Source organism: Microcoleus sp. Pol1C5 (assembly GCF_036701115.1).
Lineage (GTDB): Bacteria > Cyanobacteriota > Cyanobacteriia > Cyanobacteriales > Microcoleaceae > Microcoleus.
Genome location: NZ_JAUBQE010000037.1, coordinates 49,186 through 70,745 on the forward strand (window position 1 = coordinate 49,186; position 21,560 = coordinate 70,745).

At 44.1% G+C, this 21,560-nt stretch carries 18 protein-coding genes; 7 read left to right on the forward strand and 11 right to left on the reverse strand.

Annotated elements, in window-relative coordinates; all coding sequences use genetic code 11:
* Positions 1–17: 17 nt before the first annotated feature.
* Positions 18–140, reverse strand: coding sequence for a hypothetical protein (locus tag QUA23_RS20185; protein ID WP_333077958.1), 123 nt, complete (start codon positions 138–140; stop codon positions 18–20).
* A 28-nt stretch (positions 141–168) separates the two neighbouring features.
* Between QUA23_RS20185 and QUA23_RS20190 the strand changes: the two genes are divergently transcribed.
* The gene (locus QUA23_RS20190; protein ID WP_333077959.1) at positions 169–726 is read left to right on the forward strand and encodes a single-stranded DNA-binding protein; all 558 of its coding nucleotides are present in this window, start codon (positions 169–171) and stop codon (positions 724–726) included.
* 187 nt (positions 727–913) lie between these two features.
* Here the strand turns inward: QUA23_RS20190 and QUA23_RS20195 are convergent, their stop codons facing one another.
* Positions 914–1,261 carry a hypothetical protein gene (locus QUA23_RS20195; protein WP_333036295.1) on the reverse strand — a complete coding sequence of 116 codons (348 nt, stop codon included), beginning with the start codon at positions 1,259–1,261 and terminating at the stop codon, positions 914–916.
* A gap of 363 nt (positions 1,262–1,624) precedes the next feature.
* Complete coding sequence (locus tag QUA23_RS20200) at positions 1,625–1,858, reverse strand: hypothetical protein (protein ID WP_333077960.1); 234 nt, start codon at positions 1,856–1,858, stop codon at positions 1,625–1,627.
* Positions 1,859–2,080: 222 nt separating this feature from the next.
* On the opposite strand from QUA23_RS20200, the gene QUA23_RS20205 reads away from it, so the two are divergent.
* Positions 2,081–2,302, forward strand: coding sequence for a helix-turn-helix transcriptional regulator (locus tag QUA23_RS20205; RefSeq protein ID WP_333077961.1), 222 nt, complete (start codon positions 2,081–2,083; stop codon positions 2,300–2,302).
* Positions 2,303–2,347: 45 nt separating this feature from the next.
* On the opposite strand, the gene lipB is transcribed toward QUA23_RS20205, so the two are convergent.
* Positions 2,348–3,025, reverse strand: a complete 678-nt coding sequence (lipB, locus tag QUA23_RS20210) for a lipoyl(octanoyl) transferase LipB (protein WP_333077962.1) — start codon at positions 3,023–3,025, stop codon at positions 2,348–2,350.
* Between the two features lie 151 nt (positions 3,026–3,176).
* Between lipB and hpf the strand changes: the two genes are divergently transcribed.
* A complete protein-coding gene (gene hpf / locus QUA23_RS20215; RefSeq protein WP_333077963.1) occupies positions 3,177–3,830 on the forward strand; it encodes a ribosome hibernation-promoting factor, HPF/YfiA family in 654 nt (217 codons plus the stop codon).
* A gap of 174 nt (positions 3,831–4,004) precedes the next feature.
* On the forward strand, positions 4,005–4,643 hold the full coding sequence (locus QUA23_RS20220; protein WP_333077964.1) for a Uma2 family endonuclease: 639 nt from the start codon (positions 4,005–4,007) through the stop codon (positions 4,641–4,643).
* Positions 4,644–4,771: 128 nt separating this feature from the next.
* Here QUA23_RS20220 and QUA23_RS20225 read toward each other — a convergent pair whose 3' ends face one another.
* The 3 genes from QUA23_RS20225 to QUA23_RS20235 all read right to left on the reverse strand — a co-directional run bounded on the left by QUA23_RS20225 (position 4,772) and on the right by QUA23_RS20235 (position 7,367).
* Positions 4,772–5,230 carry a peroxiredoxin gene (locus QUA23_RS20225; protein WP_333077965.1) on the reverse strand — a complete coding sequence of 153 codons (459 nt, stop codon included), beginning with the start codon at positions 5,228–5,230 and terminating at the stop codon, positions 4,772–4,774.
* Between the two features lie 290 nt (positions 5,231–5,520).
* The gene (locus QUA23_RS20230; RefSeq protein ID WP_333077966.1) at positions 5,521–6,417 is read right to left on the reverse strand and encodes a metal ABC transporter permease; all 897 of its coding nucleotides are present in this window, start codon (positions 6,415–6,417) and stop codon (positions 5,521–5,523) included.
* Between the two features lie 140 nt (positions 6,418–6,557).
* Positions 6,558–7,367 carry a metal ABC transporter ATP-binding protein gene (locus QUA23_RS20235; RefSeq protein WP_333036284.1) on the reverse strand — a complete coding sequence of 270 codons (810 nt, stop codon included), beginning with the start codon at positions 7,365–7,367 and terminating at the stop codon, positions 6,558–6,560.
* Positions 7,368–7,469: 102 nt separating this feature from the next.
* On the opposite strand from QUA23_RS20235, the gene QUA23_RS20240 reads away from it, so the two are divergent.
* Positions 7,470–8,705: a metal ABC transporter substrate-binding protein gene (locus tag QUA23_RS20240; protein WP_445243510.1), complete on the forward strand. Its 1,236-nt coding sequence runs from the start codon at positions 7,470–7,472 to the stop codon at positions 8,703–8,705.
* Positions 8,706–8,896: 191 nt separating this feature from the next.
* On the opposite strand, the gene QUA23_RS20245 is transcribed toward QUA23_RS20240, so the two are convergent.
* The 3 genes from QUA23_RS20245 to QUA23_RS20255 are packed head-to-tail and all read right to left on the reverse strand — an operon-like array spanning position 8,897 to position 15,879.
* Entirely contained in the window at positions 8,897–12,568 is a 3,672-nt protein-coding gene (locus tag QUA23_RS20245; protein ID WP_333077967.1) for a helicase-related protein, read from the reverse strand.
* Entirely contained in the window at positions 12,558–15,596 is a 3,039-nt protein-coding gene (locus QUA23_RS20250; RefSeq protein ID WP_333077968.1) for a hypothetical protein, read from the reverse strand. Before QUA23_RS20250 ends, QUA23_RS20245 begins: the two co-directional genes overlap by 11 nt.
* Positions 15,597–15,609: 13 nt before the next feature.
* Positions 15,610–15,879: a YciI family protein gene (locus QUA23_RS20255; RefSeq protein ID WP_333077970.1), complete on the reverse strand. Its 270-nt coding sequence runs from the start codon at positions 15,877–15,879 to the stop codon at positions 15,610–15,612.
* A gap of 212 nt (positions 15,880–16,091) precedes the next feature.
* On the opposite strand from QUA23_RS20255, the gene QUA23_RS20260 reads away from it, so the two are divergent.
* Entirely contained in the window at positions 16,092–16,616 is a 525-nt protein-coding gene (locus QUA23_RS20260) for a Uma2 family endonuclease (protein ID WP_333077971.1), read from the forward strand.
* Positions 16,617–16,873: 257 nt separating this feature from the next.
* Here the strand turns inward: QUA23_RS20260 and pheT are convergent, their stop codons facing one another.
* Entirely contained in the window at positions 16,874–19,318 is a 2,445-nt protein-coding gene (gene pheT, locus QUA23_RS20265) for a phenylalanine--tRNA ligase subunit beta (protein ID WP_333077972.1), read from the reverse strand.
* 534 nt (positions 19,319–19,852) lie between these two features.
* Here pheT and QUA23_RS20270 point away from each other — a divergent pair.
* Entirely contained in the window at positions 19,853–21,484 is a 1,632-nt protein-coding gene (locus QUA23_RS20270) for a serine/threonine-protein kinase (RefSeq protein WP_333077973.1), read from the forward strand.
* Positions 21,485–21,560: the final 76 nt, after the last annotated feature.

Consider the following 21,560-nt stretch of genomic DNA (forward strand, 5'->3'; position numbering starts at 1 on the left):
CGAATAGCGCCGAAAAATCAGTAATCACCAATTACCAATTTGCAATTGGCAATTCCCAAAAGCAAGACGCACAAGTCATCGGTACACGGATAGCTATTTTTTCCTTCTTCCTTCTTCTTTCTTCCTTCTTCCTTCAACATCCAATTCCCAATTACGCACAGATAACAGATGAATAGCTGCATTTTGATGGCGGAAATAATTCAACAACCGCAACTCCGTTATACTCCTGACAGTCAACTTCAAATCGCTGAGATGTTGGTACAGTTTCCCGGTCCAAAACCCGAAGATCCGCCCGAACATTTGAAAGTGATAGGATGGGGAAATTTTGCTCAAGAAATTCACGAGAAATATCACGAGGGCGATCGCGTGATTATTGAGGGGCGGCTGAGCATGAATACGATCGAAAGAGATGGTATTAAAGAAAAGCGCGCTGAACTGACAGCTCAAAGGATTTACAGTGTCGGCGCCGATGCAATGAGTTCGGATCCCCCAACTAGAACCGCCCCGGAACCTGCTCAAATTCGCGACAGCGCCCCGGCTAATGTGCCGAGCAATGTAGTACCTTTAGGCTCGCGGAACCGCAGTTCTAACAGCGCTCCAGGTGGCGCTAACCGCACGTCTAGTTCGGATTGGAACTCGCATCAGTCTTCAAATTCTGAGTCCGATCGCCCGTCGGGTTCGTCTAACGAACCGGAAAATCCAGATTACGATCCGATTCCGTTTTAAAAAGTAGAGTGCGTCACTTTACGAGCGATTGCAGAACTTCGCCGTTCGATCGAAAGTGACGCACCTTAATTTAAGGGCGATTCCCTACGGGATAGCTTCGCACGCGCGCACTTCAGGAAAAAAAGGGCGATCCTCTTCGAGGGCTCCGCTAACGAATTTGGCTGAACTACGAGCTAAATTGCAAATTTTACAGCTCGATCGTCACAACTTTTTTCTTGCTTTTTTCGTCGCGCAGCACAACTGTATTGTAGGGTGATGTATCCGTCCCCAGCGGAATTGGCAGCTTAAAGCTGCCGCTTTTATGCTTAAGTTCGCCTAAATCAATACTTTTCGTTATATTGCCATCTGTTGCCAGATAAGCGGTAAGTTCGCCTTTATAATGTTCAATCAAAAAGTCTCTAAAGAAAACGACTTCCCCACCCTCCTCGGCATCGATAGCAAGGATGACCGTACCACTAAACGTTGCGCCTTTTTCTTCTTCATCAACCGTCGCCATTTTAATTTCCGAGGGGTCTTGACCGGACATATCTGGCATAAATTTTTTCTCCTGAACTGAGCGCAATAATTAACAAGAATCTTACCTGACGCTAGGGGCGATCGCAAAACTCTTAGGACGTATTTCTGCATCGGTCTTGCTTCTGTCTGAGGTTATAGAAGCCAGCGAGCGCGCATTATACACCAATTACTCTCAATTCTTGAGTCACTAAGTACAGACCGTTAAAATTTTCTATTCTATAATACCCCCAAGTCTCGCAAACACCGCCACGTTAATTCGATTGGATATTGAGCATCCTTAGTCTGGAGTTTTTAATTGATTGGGTGGAGAATCAAGCCTGATATTTCTGATAATTTAAGAGCGATCGCACTTTGCTCAATAAAAGGCGATCGCCCTTAAACATTATTCTTTCCAGTAACGGGTTAAAATCCGCATTACTTCACCTGCTAGAGGGGACGGTAAAGGCGGACTCCATTCACCAACTTCTGCAAAACCCAAAACGTGCAGCAGATTAATGATGCTTTCCACTCCTTTGGGAATCCCGCAAATCAACAATCGGATCGGTTGCTTTCCGATGGGTGCGTCGGGAATTTCTTCGCGCAGGAGTTCGGGAACTGACTTTGGCTGTGATATCATAAGTTTTAACTACACAAATAGTCGGATAGCGATCGCCCTTGAGTTTTCGAGGCAAAGGGGCGATCGCTTTTCCGTTTGTACATCCTCAGCATAGTTCATTGGCTGCTGCAAGTCAAGCGATACGACAAAAAATATTGCCGATACGGCAAAACAAGTGTTAGTGAAGGTTGCAGGATGCTAACATCACCTTGCAATGTCCTGGCTAGTAGTTGAGTATCCGCAGTGATCCGTTGGAAATTGGCAGTTGTGATGGCCGATCGCAATATCAGCAATAAAGAATTGGCGGCTAGAGTTGGGATGCACCCAACATCTGTTTCTAAAATCAAAACCCGCCGCCGGCTGACAAGAATTGATGAAACAACTCTTGATGCTTTGTGCAAAGCACTAAACTGCCAACCGGGAGATTTAATGGTGTATGAGGAAGACAATCCCGATCGCACTTAAAAAACCGACTGCGATCGTTAGCAGTAAGGTTGACAGCGACGCACCCTACAGATTCGATCGCACAATTTCCACTGCAAAAACGCGAGCAAACTCAGCGACAAGGAGCGATCGCACTTGATCGACCTCAATTCCGGGGATAAACTGCTCTAAACTGCCAACGGGTCGATCGGGAATCCCGCAAGGTACAATTTGCCCAAAACCTGCGAGATCCGGACAAACATTTAAGGCAAAACCGTGCATCGTAATCCAGCGGCTGACTTTAATGCCGATCGCACCTACCTTGCACCCATCCACCCAAACCCCAGTCATACCGGGAACCCGCGAACCCTTCAACCCCAAAACTTCCAGCACCCCCAGCAGCACTTCCTCCAACTGTCGCAAATACCAGTGCAAATCAGGCTGGTGGCGCCGCAAATTTAAAATCGGATACCCCACCAATTGGCCCGGACAATGGTAAGTCACCTCACCACCCCGTTCAACTCGGTGCAATTCCGGCTGAGTTTCGCTGTCAAATTTCAGAAATTCCAACTTCGCACCCTGTCCCAAAGTGTACACCGGCGGATGTTCCACCAAAATCAGCACATCTGGCAAATCTGGGTTTTCCCGGCGTTCTTGCACGAGTTTTTGCTGGGTTTCCCAAGCTTGGGAGTAGGGAACTTGTCCCCAATCGAGGAGTAAGCAGGGTTGTGCATTTAGTTGTTGACGGATGAGAGGAGAAATCATGAAAAAAATCAAGAGTGTATTTACGGAATATTGGCGCAGCTTAAATCAAGAATTGTCAACATATAATAAAAGATTTGGAAGATAAGTGTTTTCCAGAATACATAGTGCTACTGTATAAAATATACCCAAGTTACAGAAGGGAGGGAGCTCTATGAAGCTTGTTATCCAGGGTAAAAATATAGAAATCACCGATGCGATTCGCGAGTACGTCAATCAAAAGGTTGAAAAGGCAGTTAGCCATTTTCAAACTTTGACTACTGAAGTGGACATACATCTATCGGTGGCTCGTAACCCCAGGATCAATCCTAAGCAGACTGCTGAGGTGACAATTTATGCTAACGGTAGCGTGATTCGGGCTGAAGAAAGCACGGAAAGCCTTTATGCTAGCATCGATTTGGTTGCCGACAAGATAGCTCGTCAACTGCGGAAATTTAAGGAAAAACGCCACGACAACAAGACCCAGAGTAGTGCCAAAACGGTTACGGTAGTTGAGGAACATCCTGTAGTAGCAGATCTGATTGGCGATCGAACTCCCGAACTTCCTGCTGAGGTTGTGCGGACTAAGTATTTTGCCATGCCTCCAATGACTGTGCAACAAGCTTTGGAACAATTGCAGATTATCGATCACGATTTCTATATGTTCCGTAATGCGGAAACAGGCGAAATTAACGTACTCTACGAACGAAAGACTCACGGCGGCTATGGAGTTATCCAACCGCGCCACAGCAACGGTAACGGTAATAGCAAAAATGGCAAAACTGCCGAAAGCGCTACATCTGAAAAATCGAGTGTTGCGAAAAGCTAGATAATTGCTGAGTGCTAATTGTTAATGGCTGCAAGCCGTTAACAAAAAAGGATTAAAGTCCTTACTACGAACCACGAGTTTTTAGTAAGGACTTTAGTCCTTTCTTGTTTTTTAAGATAGTGACTCTTAGTCAGGACTTGAGCGATGTTTCCTAGAGAAAATGGATAAACCATTATGCTATTGGAGTTAAGACAATTAAAGATTCAACCGGGTCAGCAATTACTGGTTGAGGATGTGAACTGGCAACAATTTGAAAGTATTTTGGCGGAATTGGGAGAACGTCGTGCTTCCCGACTTTCCTATAGTAACGGACGGTTAGAAATTATGGTTCCTCTACCCGAACATGAAAAAGCCAAAGAAATTATTGGCGACATGGTAAAAATTTTGTTGGAAACACGACAAATAGCATTTGAGTCGTTAGGTTCGACAACGTTGAAAAATGAACGCATGAGTCAGGCTGTCGAACCGGATACCTGTTTTTACATTCAAAATCAAGCAGCCGTTATCGGTAAAAATCGCCTCGATATGAGTGTTGATCCGCCCCCAGATTTAGCTATAGAAATTGATCTTACCTCTCGCACGCAGTTGGATAATTATCAAATTCTAGGAGTGCCGGAACTTTGGCGATACGCAAGGCGAGGGCTACAAATCAACGTCTTGCAAGCCGAACAATATATTGAGTCTGATGTTAGCCCCATTTTCCCCAATATACCGATTGTTCAACTGGTGAACCAGTACACTCAGCAGAGTCAAGTTGCTGGCAGAACCCCCGCTATTCAAGCTTTTAAAAATTGGGTACGGGAGAACCTCTAGTCTGAGAATTTCCGTTTTCACTAAAAACCCTTAGTTCGCAGTCAGGAATTTAGTTTTTTCTTGTTTTTTAGACAATGAGGGATGAGGACTTTCGTCCTCACTACCAACAATATATTTAAGCAAATCATCTAACTTTTGATGGTTTCTAAAGTTTTGAGTGCTTCTGCAACGTGTGCTTTGAAGTCTAACATGGAGTCAAAAATATGCTTGACAACGCCTTCTTTGTCAATGACATAAGTTACTCTACCGGGCATAATCCACAGGGTAGCTGGAACCCCGTACAATTGCCGAACTTTGTTGCCAGTATCACTCAACAAAGTAAAAGGTAACTGATACTTGGCCGAAAATTGCTGGTGAGACTGCTGCGAATCTTCGCTAATTCCTATGACTTCTGCACCTGCGTCTTTGAAGACTTCGTAGCTATCTCGAAAAGCGCAAGCTTGGGTGGTGCATCCGGGTGTGTCGTCTTTGGGGTAAAAGTAGACTATGACGTTTTTTTTACCTTTAAAATCTTTGAGGCTGACTGATGTGCCAGTTTGAGATAGTAAAGTAAAATCGGGTGCGGTGTCTCCTACTTTGACTGTCATGTTTTTTTAACTGAGTAACTCTGTTTGGGTGAAAATTTAACTTTTGTTATTGTACTGTCTTTTGTGACGAATAGTTCGTAGGTGCGATCGCCCAATTCGACAGCCTCCGATTTTTGCTTTCTCGCACTCCTAGAAAAAACCGTTGTTACCAAATCGAGATGCTTCCGACGATTCGCAGTTACGCGGATTAATTCGAGAGGCTTTTTTGAACCGCACATCCACGGGAATTAACGAAGATTCTGATTAACAATGGCAGGGGCGGCGCTGAAGCGTTACCACAAAGTTAGTTGTTATCGGCCTTTAGTTAAATTTTTTAATTCCCGCCAGATTGGAGGAATTTTGCCGGAGTGTGTGCGGGGCTGGGTGAGGATTCCTTGAGTGGGACTGAACAGCAATGATAACACAAAGAATCCCGATGCAACTAAAACTATTGCGGGCCCGGATGGCAAGTTATAAAAGTAGCTGAGATACATTCCGCTAATGCTGGAAATAACTCCGATTATTGCGCCTAAAATCATTACTTGATGCAGGCGAGTTACTAGGAGATAGGCGGTACTTGCGGGTGTAATTAATAGGGACAAGACTAGCACTACACCAACGGCTTTGAGGCTGGCAACTATTGTGAGGGCGATTAGTACCATCAGTCCGAAGTTGAGCAGGTTTACTGGCAAACCTGTTGCTTGCGCTCCTAATGGGTCGAAGGTGTAAAATAGCAGTTCTTTATAAAAGACTACTACAACTAATAAGACTACGGCGACAATGACGGCTGTGTCGATCGCATCTTCGACAGTCACGCCCAGGATGTTGCCGAAAAGAAAGTGGTTGAGGTCGATTTTGTTGTCTTTTTGGACGATCGTAATTAGGGTGATCCCGAGGGCGAAGAATGCGGAAAATACGATGCCCATTGCGGCGTCTTCTTTGATGGTCGATCGAGCTTTGATCCAAGCTATGATTACTGTACTCAAGACTCCGGCAATGAACGCGCCGATAAAGATATTTGCTCCGAGGATAAATGCGATCGCCAATCCGGGCAAAACCGAGTGGCTGATGGCGTCTCCGAGCAAGGCCAGCCGCTGTACCATTAGGTAGCTGCCGACGATCGCGCAGACGATGCCGACGAGAATGGCAATTACGAGCGATCGCTGCATGAATCCATACTGCAACGGCTCAATTAAGGTTTGTAGCATAAAATTATAACATCACAGTTAACTAATGACTAACAACCAAAGCAACCGGGTTTAATGGGAGATTGATCGTTGCCAAACCCAATATTACCCAAGAAACTGGCTTCAAAACCGTAACTCGTAGATTAATGACTGTTAGCTAATTAAGCGGCTTGTCCGGCAAAAAACATTACTTGTCCGCCGTAGGCGCGGTAAAGATTTTCTTGGGTTAGCACTTCTTGGCGGGAACCAGCGGCAATCAATTCTGTATTTAGCAAAATTAAATCGTCAAAATTAGTGATTGATTCGCCTAAGTCGTGGTTGACTACTAAGACGATTTTCCCGGCATTTGCTAGCTGGTGGAAGATGTCAAAAATGATATTTTGAGTTTTTTGGTCAACGCCGACAAACGGCTCGTCAAAGCAGAAAATAGCGGCTTCTTGGGCTAATGCTCTAGCTAGAAATACTCGCTGTTGCTGTCCGCCGGAAAGTTGTCCGATCGGTCTGTCTTTGTAAGCACTCATGCCTACTCTTTCTAAGGCATCGGCAGCGGTGCGGCGACTAGCTGCCGAAAAGCGGCGAAACCATCCGGCTTTTCTGACTCTTCCCATCATCACGACATCCCAAACCGTGGCGGGATAGTTCCAGTCAATTTGCGATCGCTGGGGCACGTAGGCTACTGTTTCGAGTCGATCGGCGATCGCTTCTTGGCCCCAGGTAACAGTGCCGCGAGCTGCCGGAATTAAGCCCAACATTGCTTTGATCAGCGTGCTTTTGCCGGCACCATTGGGGCCAATAATACCCGTCAGCCTTCCCGGTTTGACGGAAAGATTGATATCTCGGAGTGCCTCTACCGTGCGGTAGTTTACTGCTAAGTGCTTAACAGCGATAATTTCAGTGTCGGTAGCGCTGTCTTTGAGGTCGCAAACCATTTTAGACCAAGGATTCTCGTTGGGCAATGCGGCGGTATTCATGGGGGTGAGTCTATCTCCTTTTTATTAAGTTTACTGTAAAAATGAAAAGAATATGAAATCATCGGTAAATAGGAATAATCTGGAAGGCAGGAGAGGTAGATAATGCGACAGTGCCAGCTCGAAACCCCTCAAACCATAGGTTTGGCGGCGAAAATCTCAAATCGCTTAAAACTGATATCTTCTACCCTTCTCAATAACAGGCAAGATGCCTGTTCCACAAAGAGTGAGTCTTCCTGTGGGGTGGGCAAGATGCCCGCCCAGACAAGGGTTATTGAGAATGGTGCAAGATGTGAGTTAAAACCGACGGCAATTGTGAAGCAATCCGATAAAGGAGAGTTTAGCGGTGAGTCGGGGATTGAAACCGCCGCCCCTGGATGGGACAAGTCCAAGGCATTTTGGATTAGAACTATTGCTTGCGGCATTTTGACTGTGGGTTTATTTAGTTGTGCTTCAACCCAGGGCGATCGCCTATCTCCAGAGGCAGATGCTAAACCCAAGGTAGTTGCTACCAGCACAATTATTGAGGATTTGACCGATCGAGTAGCGGGAGGCGAAGTTCAGCTAACAGGAATTTTGCAGCCGGGAACCGATCCTCACGTTTACGAACCTGTGCCAAAAGATTCTCAAGCTTTAGAACAAGCTAACTTAATTTTATATAACGGTTACAATTTGGAACCGGGATTAATTAGGATGATGAATGCCGCCGGAATTAAGGCGCGGAAATTAGCAGTGGGGGAAGTTGTCAAGCCTTTGCTATTGAATAAAGAAGGCAATACCGTACCCGATCCGCACGTTTGGGGAAATGTGGAAAATGTAGTTCAAATGGTGGAAGCGATTCGGGAGGCACTAATCGAACTCTCGCCCGAAGATCGGGAGAAGTTTACCCAGAATGCTGTGAAACTTACTGAAGAGTTAAAACGTTTAGATAGTTGGATCGAACAAGAGATTAAAACTATCCCCGAAAATAAGCGCGAATTAGTAACAACTCACGATGCTTTTCAATATTACAGCCGCGCCTACGGATTGGGAAGTGCTGGAAGTTTGATCGGGATTAGTACGGAGGAACAGCCGAGCGCTCAAACGGTGCAAAAGTTAGTAGAATCGGTGAAAGCTGCCGGAGTTCCTGCTATTTTTGCCGAGACAACAATTAACCCGCAACTGATTAGAACAGTGGCGGAGGAAGCGGGGGTGAAATTGGCGGCGCAGCAACTTTATTCGGATTCGATTGGGGCGCCCGGAAGCGAGGGCGATTCTTATGTGAAAATGATGTCGGCTAATACTCGCACCATCGTCGAAGCTTTGGGGGGAAAATCCACGCCTTTTGAAGTTAGCAAGTAGCAAGTAGGGTGCGTCGGAGGAGTTTTATTTTCTCTGCGGATAGGGTGACAGCTAGCTGACGCAGCCTACAAGTTTCAGTAGGCTTGCATTGCATAAGTCTTTGATTGATACAGAAACCGCAGATGCAAGGCAGATAAACACAGATAAACTCAGATTATTGAAGGAATTGAAAGCTTGGGAATGCAAGAGGTCTAGTTTACCTGCTTCGACAAAATTAAATTGAGCACGTTCAACTCGTTGGAACTTAAAAGATATTTATCTGTAAAAATCTTTTCTCGACTTTGTTCTAAACTGTAGCTTCTAAACACGATAAACGGGAATTCGTGATACTTGTGTCCGATCGGCATTACACTATCTACAGGGTAGATCGATCGCACGTAAGCCGACAAAATATCCCGAAACATCCGATCCTCCGGTTCCTCCAACCTGGTGTCAGCAAAATACTCCTGCATTTCCTCCCCGCTAACGAAGGCAAACAGCGGTATGGCATAATAGCGATCGAACTGCTGACTCTGCTCTTCAAAATACTGAGTTTTCTCCACATCGCCGTTGAGAAACTGCAAAAGCTCGATCACACCTCCCTTAATAGCCAATTGTAAATTCTCAGGGGAAGATTTGCTATCCCTGATGCGCTCCATGTTTTTCAACAACTGAGCATCTACACATTTCCTAATTTCATCATTTAGTCGTATCTGGTATGTTTCCAGCAAACTTTGATTAGCCAAAGGCACCAATAACAAACTACCACAAACATGACCAATCTCTAGATTACCACAACTCAGCAAACCCTCAAGAGGATTACACATCTGCAAAAACTTGCGATTAAAATCCTCCCGCATTTCCAGGTAAGAATCGCCCGTTACACGAGACTTATCAGAATTTGTCAAAACAAACTCCCCACGACTCAAAAGCTTTTCCAGCCCCGTATAAACCTCCTGTAGCAACTTATTTCCTGGGTTGCTGCGGTGTTCGCTTTTCAAAATTTTAATTAAAGAAGCAATCTTGCTAGTAAAAGTATCGCCCACAGCAGAAATTGACTTCCCGCCAATCGGAATCATCAAAAACTTTTCCCTACCCAAACATCCATATCCCACAATCCGCGTCATCACCGCCGTCTTCAGAATTAGCAGCAAATTCAACAAACTCAACTTGCTTTCCTGTAGCGAAAGTTCCGCATCATCTGCATAGTAAACCGCTGTATCAGACAAGTAAAAAACCAACTCCTTAGCTTCACCATCCAGCGTATTACCATTCTCATCTTCCCCGCGCCCGCGATAAATCACCTGAATCACTTCCATCAGATTTTTCTCAATCTGAAAGGGGGGAATATCCACTAAAATATGCTTAGTTTTCGGGAAAGACAAGCCGCGACTTCCCGATGCAGTCATAAGGATTACTTTAACTTGATTTTTGCACTCATGTATTTTTTCTTTTTCTTCTTCCGAGATATTCGCGTGGACTTCCAGATAATCGTTATAGCGCTTAAATTCTCGCTCATTTTGAATTTTATTAATCAACTCTGCCAATCTTCGCTTATCCTGAATGTAAACGATTATTTGTTCAACTCCCGGTATTTCTAACCGCTGATTGATATCTTCAATTATTTCCGATTGTACCCGTTTTACTAAATTATTCTTGGGATTTAAAGCAGTATCTTCAGTAAACTTGACAGCCTCTACAAATACCTTATAAGTTATCTCTAAACTGCTAGCGGGATAGGAATTCGTATTGATAACTTTAGCAGCTAATCGTTTGAATTCAAAAGGAGTCACCTGTAAGGATGGGATTTCCTCGGAATTTTTGGGTAGCTTTTTGAAATAAATTTTATCCGGTTCCGGTGACGTATCATTGAGGTGTTGTTTAATCACATCCGGGTCAACAATCGAAGCATCGGCTACAATAATTTTAGTATTAAAACCGTGTTTTGGGTTGTGCAACTCATATTTGTTAAGCAGCCTACCAATTCCATGTAAAAACTCAATGCCACCGTCGTCTCCGGTAATTTCATCGATCATAATGAAGATGTGTTTGAGGCGGCTGGAGATTTCTTGCATTTTAGGAGAAATAACTTCTTTGTTCCCCTTGTTGTAAGCATCCTGAAATATTTTCTCTAAATGCTGGAGGGTATTTTTGCCAGTTTCTGTCACCTTCAAAGACTGAATAGAAACTGTAGCCACGATATTGTTCGATGTTTGACGATTGATGAGGGAATATATTCCCTCACAAACGCTATTTAGCCCTCCATGCTTTTTGCCAATCCTAGGTTTAGTTACTGTTTCTCCTTTCCTTTGAAGTTGCGGCTTGTGAGATTGGTTACGCTGTATTTTTGCACCGTCGTTGATAAATTGGACAGTTTTTTGTGAAAAATCTTCGTGATGATTATTGGCGACGTAGTTGACGGTACATTCTCCAAAATTGCTATCTATAATATCAGAACTTGAGTTAATACAAAATAATCTGTTGTCGCACAACAAACCAGTCTTTTTATCTCGGAATTTCTCGATGATATCTAAGTTTACTTGCTTGCGGGGACTGACGTAAAGGAATAAGAAACCGTCCTCGATATGGGTTTTGAGGAAATTGGCGATCGCAGTTGTTTTTCCAATTCCCGGATTCCCAGTCAAAAAGACGTAAGTTTCCTCAGATTGCAGTGCTTTGACTATCAATTGAGCGTGAGCATTTCTCAGATGTAATCCGCGAGAAATTTGCAAGTCATCGGCCAATTTATCTGATATAATATCAATGGAATTGACAAAGTTATCCATCCGCTCTGTATGACATACAGGTGCGACATTTTTGCCAATTGTTAACAAATCGGTGACAAATTTTTTGCCATTCTGAAAACTGTAACCTGCGTTAAGTTGGATCGCATCTAAAACTTCGGCGCGAGCATCGTTAATTTCTTTGTTTTTCGCTTCCTGCTGGTAAATTTTGGCACAATTCGCCAAGATGTCAATTTTATCACTGCGGAGGGAAATTGCGCTGATTGTCCGATCGCTATAACCGACAACATTCAACAAAACATCAGCATCATGAGGAATAATATTAGTTGTTTGCAGAAAACCGTAGAAGCTGTGAGCGTAGCTACCAGCCTGAATCAACTTAGCGCTTTCCTTATCCTTATACTTAAAAGCCGTAAAATAGCGGTTTAAACCCTCCGAAAAGTCAATACCTAAAGTGCTAGTATCGATTCGCAGATTAGAAAAAACACTTTTCGATCGCAAATAGCTAATTTCTCTGAGCAAAGACTTCCGCATCACCTCTATTTCGTTGAGATTATCGACTTTTTCCGAAGTCAACGGAGGAGTAAACACAGACAAATCAACGCACAGGATTCTAAAATCCTTACCATTTTGCAACAAAATCAAGGTATCAGCTTGCAAAAACTCGCCTTTTTTCTTGTAGCGGCGGATGTAGGAGTTAATCTCATCGTCTGAGAAATTTGGTTGCGCTGTTTCAAACTGAGATAATACTTTCTTAAACGCTTTAAAAACTTCTGTCTCATCGTCATTCTGGGTTCTAATACTGTTAGCACAACTCAAACTGCACTGAAAATACAAGATTTGCGATAACTTTAAATTCCAGCCCGTAGATGTGAGGTACTCCCGGAAGAAATTCAACCCACCAATAAAGCCTTTTTGGACAAAAAATAGACTCCACTTCTCAAGAATTTTAGCATCCAAACTACCGAGGAGATTAGCTTCCCTAGTTATTTCCGCCATCATCTTCGGCAATTCTAGTTTCTGTAAATCAAGACGGTATGAATCACCAAAATTGTGAGCTATATTTTCACGCTGAATATACGCCAGAATCCCAATATTAAATCCCACCTCAAACAGCCGTCCAAAATCTTCACCAATCATGATTAATACCTCCGTTATCCACATTCAAGACGTCTCTTACCTTATTCAAAAATGCCAGGGAATTAAAATCCGCACTACCCCTAGCATGACTAAATATAGACAAAGCACCAACCGATTCATCGCCAATAATTCGCTCGTAGGGGTCAAGTTTTAAACTAATATTGTGACGAGCTTCATACCGAGAAAAGTGGAATATTGTTAGATAATGTAGCAAAGTATTTTTGATTGCACCATCATAAATCAAACCTTCACGAATATCTTGATCGTCTAGGATACCTTGATAGATATTCAACAGAGTCGAGTAGGAAATGACACCGTTATAAAAGTTCTTTTCCTCCCTGACTCTAATTCCGTTAAACAAGTTGAAAAACATCACAGCTTGGTGACTGGTATCTGCAAACAAGCTTTCAAGCTCCATTGCATCCTGAATGTAAAAGGATTTTCCCCTATCGCCTAGGAAACTGCGGACATAGTATTTATCAAAAAATATCGGATAAATCTTGATATCTCGCCTCTCTCCCTTCAAAGTTCGGAGAAGTTTTTTGGACATGAAAAACAATTCCTCATCTTCCTCAGTCTGAGTAATATGCAGCGTACTCATGTAAGGTGTTTGCGAAATATATGCGAAATTCCGATATCCTTGCTGATAAAGCTGACTCATTGCATCTTCAAGGATTAACGGCTCAGAATAAAGACGGCTGACACTGTAATTCTCGGAAAGAGTTTTCAGCATTTCGACTTGAATTGTACTGTCATCTAGGCGATTAATGCCGACAATTTCTCCGATTAAGCAGGCTTGTCTTTGGAAGCGGTTTTGATTGCTTCTTTTCGCATCACTATCCCGGCTGGAAATGACAATAATTGCCAATTTATCCAACTCAGGAGCTAGCTGTACATTATCATCGAGTCGAAACTTTTTAGGAAGGATTGAATATAGGGAACTCAAACCGTTACGAATTGTGTAACCATTGGGCGTTTTTCTAATCCGAAATCCTTGAGAAGTTGAGCGTTGTTTTTCACTCAAAACATGAGACAATGTTTTAGAAAGGTTAGCCATAAATTTTTCTGACGGCGAAGGGTTTTTGTCGTCGCCTTCGTGAAGTCTCACCATCGGAATAAATAAGTTGTCTGCAGTATTTTCAAGCAATATCCTCAGACAGATATAGGACAGCAGCAGCATGGCAAACTTATAGACAAAAATCGCGGCAGGTTGTAAACCTTTATCACCGCTGTCTAGTCGTCTGTCGTCGTAGGGAAACACAACTAATTTTGTCTGAAAATGTTTTTCGTAGATGGCTCTAGAGCGATCGGCTTTAGGTGCAGAAAGTAAAGGCAACACATCGACATCTTTGATATTGTATTCCATGGTGAAATTTTGGCGTTCATCAGTAGGAAAATAGCGGACATCTTCTATGGTGATATTGACTGGTAGCTGACAAATAGAGCTTTCATCGACACTAGGATCTTTGACGGTAATATAATGGAGCGTTTGCTTGTAATTTCGCTCCATAATTTCATTAAAAAATTTAGGAGTAGTCAAAATATTGTCAATATCTTCTACCAGACCTATTTTGAGGTTTACGTGTCGCGTTTCTGTGCGAATTGGTAAAATTGTTTGACGTTCCAGAAAGCCTTTTAGCATTATTCTCAGATGGTTGATTTTAGATTTAACATTTACTTCGTTAAACCTCTTCACAAAATTTCGGAAAAGTCTTCTTTTTATTTCGTCATTGTCACGACCCAATACATTTTTGATGACTTGCTCAAAACCAGAAATAGGATTAAAGTCAATTTCTAATTCAGGGTTGTAATTTTCCGTTCCAGGAGTGTGGGTAGATGCAAAGACAAAGTGATATAACAGTGCTATTTTTAATAGCTTACGTACAAATATTTCGCTATTAGCATCTTCGGCCAATTCTGCTTGATGTTCTTCACTGTCTGGATGTAGCAGATTCAGATAATACTCAAATACATCTTTTCCACCGCGCGCTTGAACTTGATTATCAAATTTAATTTTCAGCCCAAAGATAAACTTGCGTTCGTTACGAGCATTGTCGGTACTTTCTCCCAAGTAACCTGATACAATAGGAATAATTGGCAGTGCATCTAGGACTTCTGCCCTCGCGAAAATTTCTCGGTAATTAACTCGAACACCAGCATAATTAACCTCGTAATCACCATCGGATTTATTTGGATCGTTGATGTAATCTTCTATCAATCTGAGGCGGCGAATCAAGTCTTGTAAATAGATGATTCCTACGGTATCTGTACTGCTAGCGCGAATGTGTTCTAGCAGATAGTCCAAATAAATAATCTTAGATTCTTTGTTAATTTTCCCCAGAGTTTCTTTATCTACCAGTCGGATTAATTTGTGAAAATCAGAGTCTGGATTTTCAACCATCTCATCAAGACGATGCTTAAGTCCTTGTTTATCATCGTTAGTGTCGGCATTTTCATTAATATAGTTTTCCAAACCTTTTTTTAGTTCTTGTTCAAAAATATCAGTATTTCGGACTGTAACGGTCAATTTATGCAATTTTAAAGCTGCATGGCTTCCAGTACCTCGGCTTTCCAAAGTTAGCCTTTCTTTTTCTAAAGAAGGGTGGCGGGTGCCAAAATCGTATTTAAAGCCTAACTCTTGGCCGCTTCCCCGAAAAGAGGGTGAGTCTAAGGGACTAATCAAACTAGCGACAAACCTTTCAATCGAGGTATTTTGAGGCAGTTTAGATTCTAAGTGCTGCAGCAAAGAGTTTTGGATTTTTCTAACTTGACTGCCAAAATGCTCCTCAATTTCCGGCGGTAAATTAACAGTGGCAGAATCTGCTTGGGGTTCAAAAGAACCCAAGGGTTGCCGCACTTGCTTGTTGGAAACATCCGCAGCAATGGTGTCAATATCAATTAGCAAGCGGCGGCTGTCTTCTGATACGCTAAACGGGTTTTTAGTCTGCAATGTTTCTAAAATCTTGTCCAGCAAATCGCCATAGTCTACAGGAACTAAATCGTCGTCGCCTAGTCCTAAGATGTTCACCCGGTTAACTCCTTTAAAAGGCTTGAATCCACTCTTTGATTTCGTATTCTGTCCAAACCTGATTTACCCAATAAGGATCGGTTTCAACTAATTCTCTGACTTGGGCTTCGTCTTCCGCTTCGTAAATTGCAAAAACTTTTTTTAAATCTTTGGTTGGCCCGATCGTACTTAGCACACCCGATTCCTTCTGCTTAGCCAATCCGGCTAAATGAGCGTCTCGAAACGGAGCGCGTTTTTCTAGAACGTCTTCGCAGTAACTTCCCCACATCACATACTTGGTCACGGTTTTGAGCCTTGGATAAATTTGTTTTAAATTTATTTTACAATAAATGTAGCAGGATTTGACGAGTTTTTTTATGATCAAATTGATTAACCGCAGAGGGCGCAGAGGTCGCTGAGGAATAGAGGGGAAGAAGAGAGAGGTTTGTTAGAGAGAAGGAGGTTACTATGACTTTATTAGACATTCCTCTGCTGACAGTTCAAGAATAGGACCGGATGACGGAAATTGGTATTTTTGACGAAGATGAACGGGTGGAATTACTAGCAGGGCAGATAGTAAAGAGGGCAGCAAAGGGAACAGCTCACGGTGCGGCGATTGCGCGCACGAAGATATTACTGAATAACCGTTTAGGAGAACAGATTTTTGTGCGGCTGCAAGACCTGGTTCGGATGAATAATTACTCGCAACCTGAACCGGATATTTCTGTAGTTATACCAGATCCACTTTACTATGAAGACCAGCATCCAATTCCTTCAGAAATTTATCTGATTATTGAAGTTGCCGATACTACGCTGAGAACGGATTCCGGGATTAAAGCGAAAATTTATGCTGAGTCGGGAATTACTGATTATTGGGTTTTGGATGTGAATAATCGGCAGCTCCACGTTTTTCGAGAACCGAGTCAGGATGGTTATCAAAGTCGGGTGATTCTTGGGGATGGTGATAGTATTTCTCTTTTGCGGTTTCCTGATTGTTCTTTTTTTGTGCGGGAGATGTTGCTGCCATTGGTGTCAATTTAACGCTTTTTCCCTGAGTCCGGCAGGGGTTGAAACCCCCGCCTCAAAGCTGAAGTCCTCTCAAGAAGAATGAAGAGTTCATTAGTTAGCAATTATGCACTTTAGACGGCTTTATTGCAAAAATTTGATATTCTTCGCTTTGCTCAAAATGGCAAATTTACCTTGTAATCCGTAAGTCTTGTTAGTCCTCTTGAGAGGACTTTAGCTTTGAGCCAGGGAATTCATTCCCTGGCGGCCTCCATTGGTGGCTGACGGCCTCTTTAGCTTCTTAGGCTGACACCGAATTTCTCAACTAAAACATCGCGAACTTTTTGTTGTGCCGGTTCGACATCGGTTTCGCTCAAAGTTCGATCGCCCGCGCGGTAAACTAACCGAAAAGCCAAACTCCGCTGTCCCGCCGGCACGTTGTCGCCCCGATATTCGTCAAACAGTTCCACCGAATCCAGCAAACTACCCGCCGCCTTTTTCATCGCACTCTGCATCTCAACAACGGGAACTTCAACCGGTGCGAAAAATGCAATGTCTCTGTCAGAAGCGGGGAAACTCGAATAACCGGCGAATTTGCGAGTTAAGTGGTTCGATCGCCCTAATTCACCCAACAGCACCGCTAAATCTAATTGAAACACGTAAACCTGCTCAGGCAAATCCTTTTCTTGCTGCAATTGCGGGTGCAACTGTCCAAAAACCCCTAAATGTTTCCCGTTTAACGATAACGCAGCCGTGCGGCCAGGATGCAAGCGTGTATTAGAGGAATCGCTTTGATATTCCACCGACAAACCCAACTCCTGAAACGCGCTTTCCAAGATACCTTTTGCCTCAAACCAACTCAAAGGTCGATCGCGCCCTCCCTGCTGCCATTTCCACACAGTCGGATCGCCGCCAATAATCCCCGCAACTGCATCGGCTTCCTTCATGGCATCCCCATCTTTCCAGAAAATGCGGCCGACTTCAAAACCGTTTAGCGCCCCATTTCCCTGTTCCAAATTGTACTGGAAAGCATCAATCAAACCCGACAGCATTTCTGTCCGCAAAGCCGAATACTCCACAAACAGCGGATTCGCCAGCACAACCTGATTTTCTCCCTCAGTTTTCACCAAAGAATAGTGCATCAACTCGGTCAAACCTGCCGCCCGAAAAGCCGATCGCACATTCCGAATTGCCGCATATTCCGCTGACAAATAACCAGGTTCAGTTTTGCTAGGCAAAGTATCGCAGAAATTGTCATAACCGTGGAGTCTGGCAACTTCTTCAATTAAGTCAATTTCCCTTTCTAAATCCCGGTAACGGTAAGGAGGCACAGTCACATTCCAAACCCGTTCTTTTTCAGTCGGAACAACTTCGCATCCCAAGGCTGTGAGAATATTTTTTACCTCTTGCGGTTCCAGATATTTAGAACCGCCCGTTTCTCCTCTTTTCAACTGCCCTAAAACCAGATTTACTCGGTCTAAACGCAATTTGAGCGATCGCGAAAAACTCAAATCCTCGCCGGAACTCGCCGTTTTCTGCACCGTCGCAGTGCCTCCAGCCAACTCCAAAATTAGGGCTACAGCGCGGTTGCAAGCCGTCGCCAAAGCCGCCTGATTCACCCCCCGTTCGTAGCGGATCGATGCCTCGCTCCGCAGGCCTTGAGCGCGCGCAGAACGGCGAATCGTTGCCTGGTCAAAAATCGCCGCTTCCAACACTAAATTTTGCGTTCCTTCGTGAACTTCCGTGTCTTCTCCACCCATTACTCCAGCTAAGGCAACAGGTTTGTCGCTAGCAGTAATTAACAGATTTTGAGCTTGCAAATTGCGGTTTTGCCCGTCCAAAGTTTTGAAGGATTCCCCTGTTTTGGCAAAGCGGACGCCGATGCTGATATCTGGAGTACCGGTGAAAGATTGCAGGCGATCGCGATCGAAAGCGTGCAGCGGTTGTCCCCATTCCAATAAAATGTAATTAGTCACGTCAACCACATTATTAATTGGTCGCACTCCCGCCGCCTGCAACCGCTGCTGCAACCAAGCTGGAGAAGCACCAATTTTCACACTTTCAATTGCCGTGCCGATGTAAATCGGGCATCCTTGCGGTTCCGATATTTCTACTGCCAAACCAGGACTTTCTTTGCCCTCAATCGCAACACCATTCGCTGCGGGAATTCTCAAACTAGCCCCAGTCAGCGCCGCCACTTCTCGCGCTACACCCACCATGCTCAAAGCGTCAGCACGGTTGGCAGTTGCTGTCAAATCTAAAATCACGTCATCTAAACCCAAAAGCGGGCGAATATCGCTGCCCAATTCGGGATTTTCTAACTCGAAAATGTGAATGCCGGCTGACTCTTTAGATAGTCCCAATTCCGCCAGAGAGCAAATCATTCCTTCGGAAGGAACGCCGCGCAATTTAGCCGGTTTAATCTTTAAATCAATAGTCGATAAATAAGTGCCGACAACAGCGACAGGCACGTAAATGTCTGCCCTAGCGTTCGGTGCGCCGCAAACAATATTCAAAGCTTCACCAGAGCCGACATCCACTTGACAAACTCTCAATTTATCTGCATTCGGATGCTGTTCGCAGGCGATGATTTTGCCCAAAACTACGCCGCTTGCCCACGGGCGGCGGTCTTCGATTTCTTCAACTTCAAAGCCTGCCATTGTCAAAGTTTCGGCTAATTCTTCCGGCGATATTGCCACATCCACCAATTCCTGCAGCCACTTTAGAGAAATACGCATAATTTAGATCAGTAGTTAGTTGTCAGTGCTCTGTAGTTATTAGTCATTAGTCGGCGCCGACGGGCTACGACTTTTGAGTCCCAGAATTTATTCGGGAAAGCTTTTCATAGCATACTAATTTAAATTTGTCAAGACTGTTATGGTACACATCAGCAAAAACGAGGGCTCGCCCCAAAGGTAGATGTCTACTGGGGGATGAGTAGCATTCTCATTCAGAGAATGAGGTATGCTAGATACATCTAACAACGCAAAAAGCACTTAAGTTTAGAAAGACTTTACACAAAAAAGCACAACTTTAGCAAGTCTTTAAACTATCTTCAAGGATAATCAACCGAAAAAACTCAAACCAGCGAGATAATCAAAATAGGGAAAAGATATCGGCATAAAAGACTTAGGTGCAATTCCAATTCGCAATCGAAGGCACGGCTTGCCGAAAACTGATAGATTAGTATGTCTACCAGAAGCAGGAACAGGCTATTTGTGCAGTCGAGCGACGCTGACAAGATCAGAACAACATAGGCAAACTCAATCAATATGAGCTACTGCGTAAATCCGGGCTGTCCCCATCCTCAAAACCCTGCTGACTCTATTCTTCAGTGTCAGACTTGCGGTGCGCGGTTATTGCTGCGCGCTCGCTACCGAGTCATTGAACCCTTAGGGCAAGGAGGTTTTGGAGCTACATTTCTGGCAAAAGACATCTCATTGCCCGGTCAACCGAGTTGTGTAGTCAAGCAACTGCGACCCAGTAGTTTGTCGCCGCGAGTTTTAGAAATGGCGCGGGAATTATTTAAGCGAGAGGCGAAAACCCTCGGCCAACTGGGCGACCACCCGCAAGTACCGAGGCTGCTAGACTATTTTGAAACCGAACAGCAATTTTACTTAGTTCAAGAGTATGTTAAAGGCTCGACTTTGAAACAAGAAGTCAAGCACTCAGGCCGTTTCAACGAATCGGATGTTAAAAATTTTCTATTAGAAATTCTGCCAGTAGTGCAATATATCCACAGCCAAGGAGTAATTCACCGAGACATCAAACCCGCAAATATTATTCGCCGAATTCAAGACGGTCACTTAGTTCTGATTGACTTCGGAGCGGTAAAAGACCAAGTTAGCCAAACAATATTATTAGACCCCGCCGACCAAAGCGCCAACACGAAATTTTCAGTCGGCACATTTAGTTTTGCTCCCCCGGAACAAATGGCGCTGCGGCCGATATTTGCCAGCGACATCTACGCAGTGGGTATGACTTGCTTGTACTTGCTGACAGGAAAATCGCCCAAGGATTTAGATTTTGATGGAGTAACCGGCGAAATTGTTTGGCAGCCCCACGTTCAGGTGAGTCCAAATTTTGCGCGGATTCTCGATAAAATGCTGAAGCCGATGGTTGGCCACCGCTTCCAATCGGCAGCAGATGTCCTCAGAGCTCTCTCGGGCCAATTTGAAGACCCAAGTCTGATGGATGGCTTGGCAACTCAATTCAACGCCTCTTCTCGTACAGTTGAAGAACCGACAATATTTAATGACGAGGGTTCTTCGTGGTCACGGCCTGAGAGCAAAATTAATCAAGATTTACGATCGAACCACACCCGCGCTGGTAGAACTTCCTTCAGCCAATCTGGGAACACGGGGATGCAGCCGAGAGTTTCCCGGACTCTGGCTGAGTCCGGCAGAACTTTCGGAACGGTTGGACCTTCTAGCGACAATTTAGCAGCGTCAAAGCTATCGAAAGTTGCTCCTAAGTGGGATACCAACAGCTTGCGAGCGGCATATTTTAAAGGCAAGCGCGATTTTGCTGACTGCGAACTGTCGGGTTTGCAACTGCAAAAAGCGCAGTTAGCGGGGGGAAATTTTTATCAGGCTAGGTTGGTGAAAGCAAATTTGCAAGCAGCGGATTTGTCGGGGGCAAATTTGGGTCACGCGAGGTTAATTCAGGCGAATTTGCGAGATGCTAATTTGACTGAGGCTTATTGCAGCACTGCCAATTTTGAAGGGGCGGATTTCCGAGGTGCTGACTTGACGGGGGCTTATTTGACTAAGGCGAATTTGCGGGGAGCAAATTTGTGCGGGGCGAATCTTACGAACGCTACAGTTTCTGAGGAACAACTGGCAATGGCAAAGACCAATTGGCTTACTGTTAAGCCGGATGGCAAGCGGAGTTTTGGATTTTAATAGAAGGAAGAAGGAAGAAGGAAGAAGGAAGAAGAAAAAATGCTCCTACTCTCCCACTCTCCCAGTCGTCCACTCT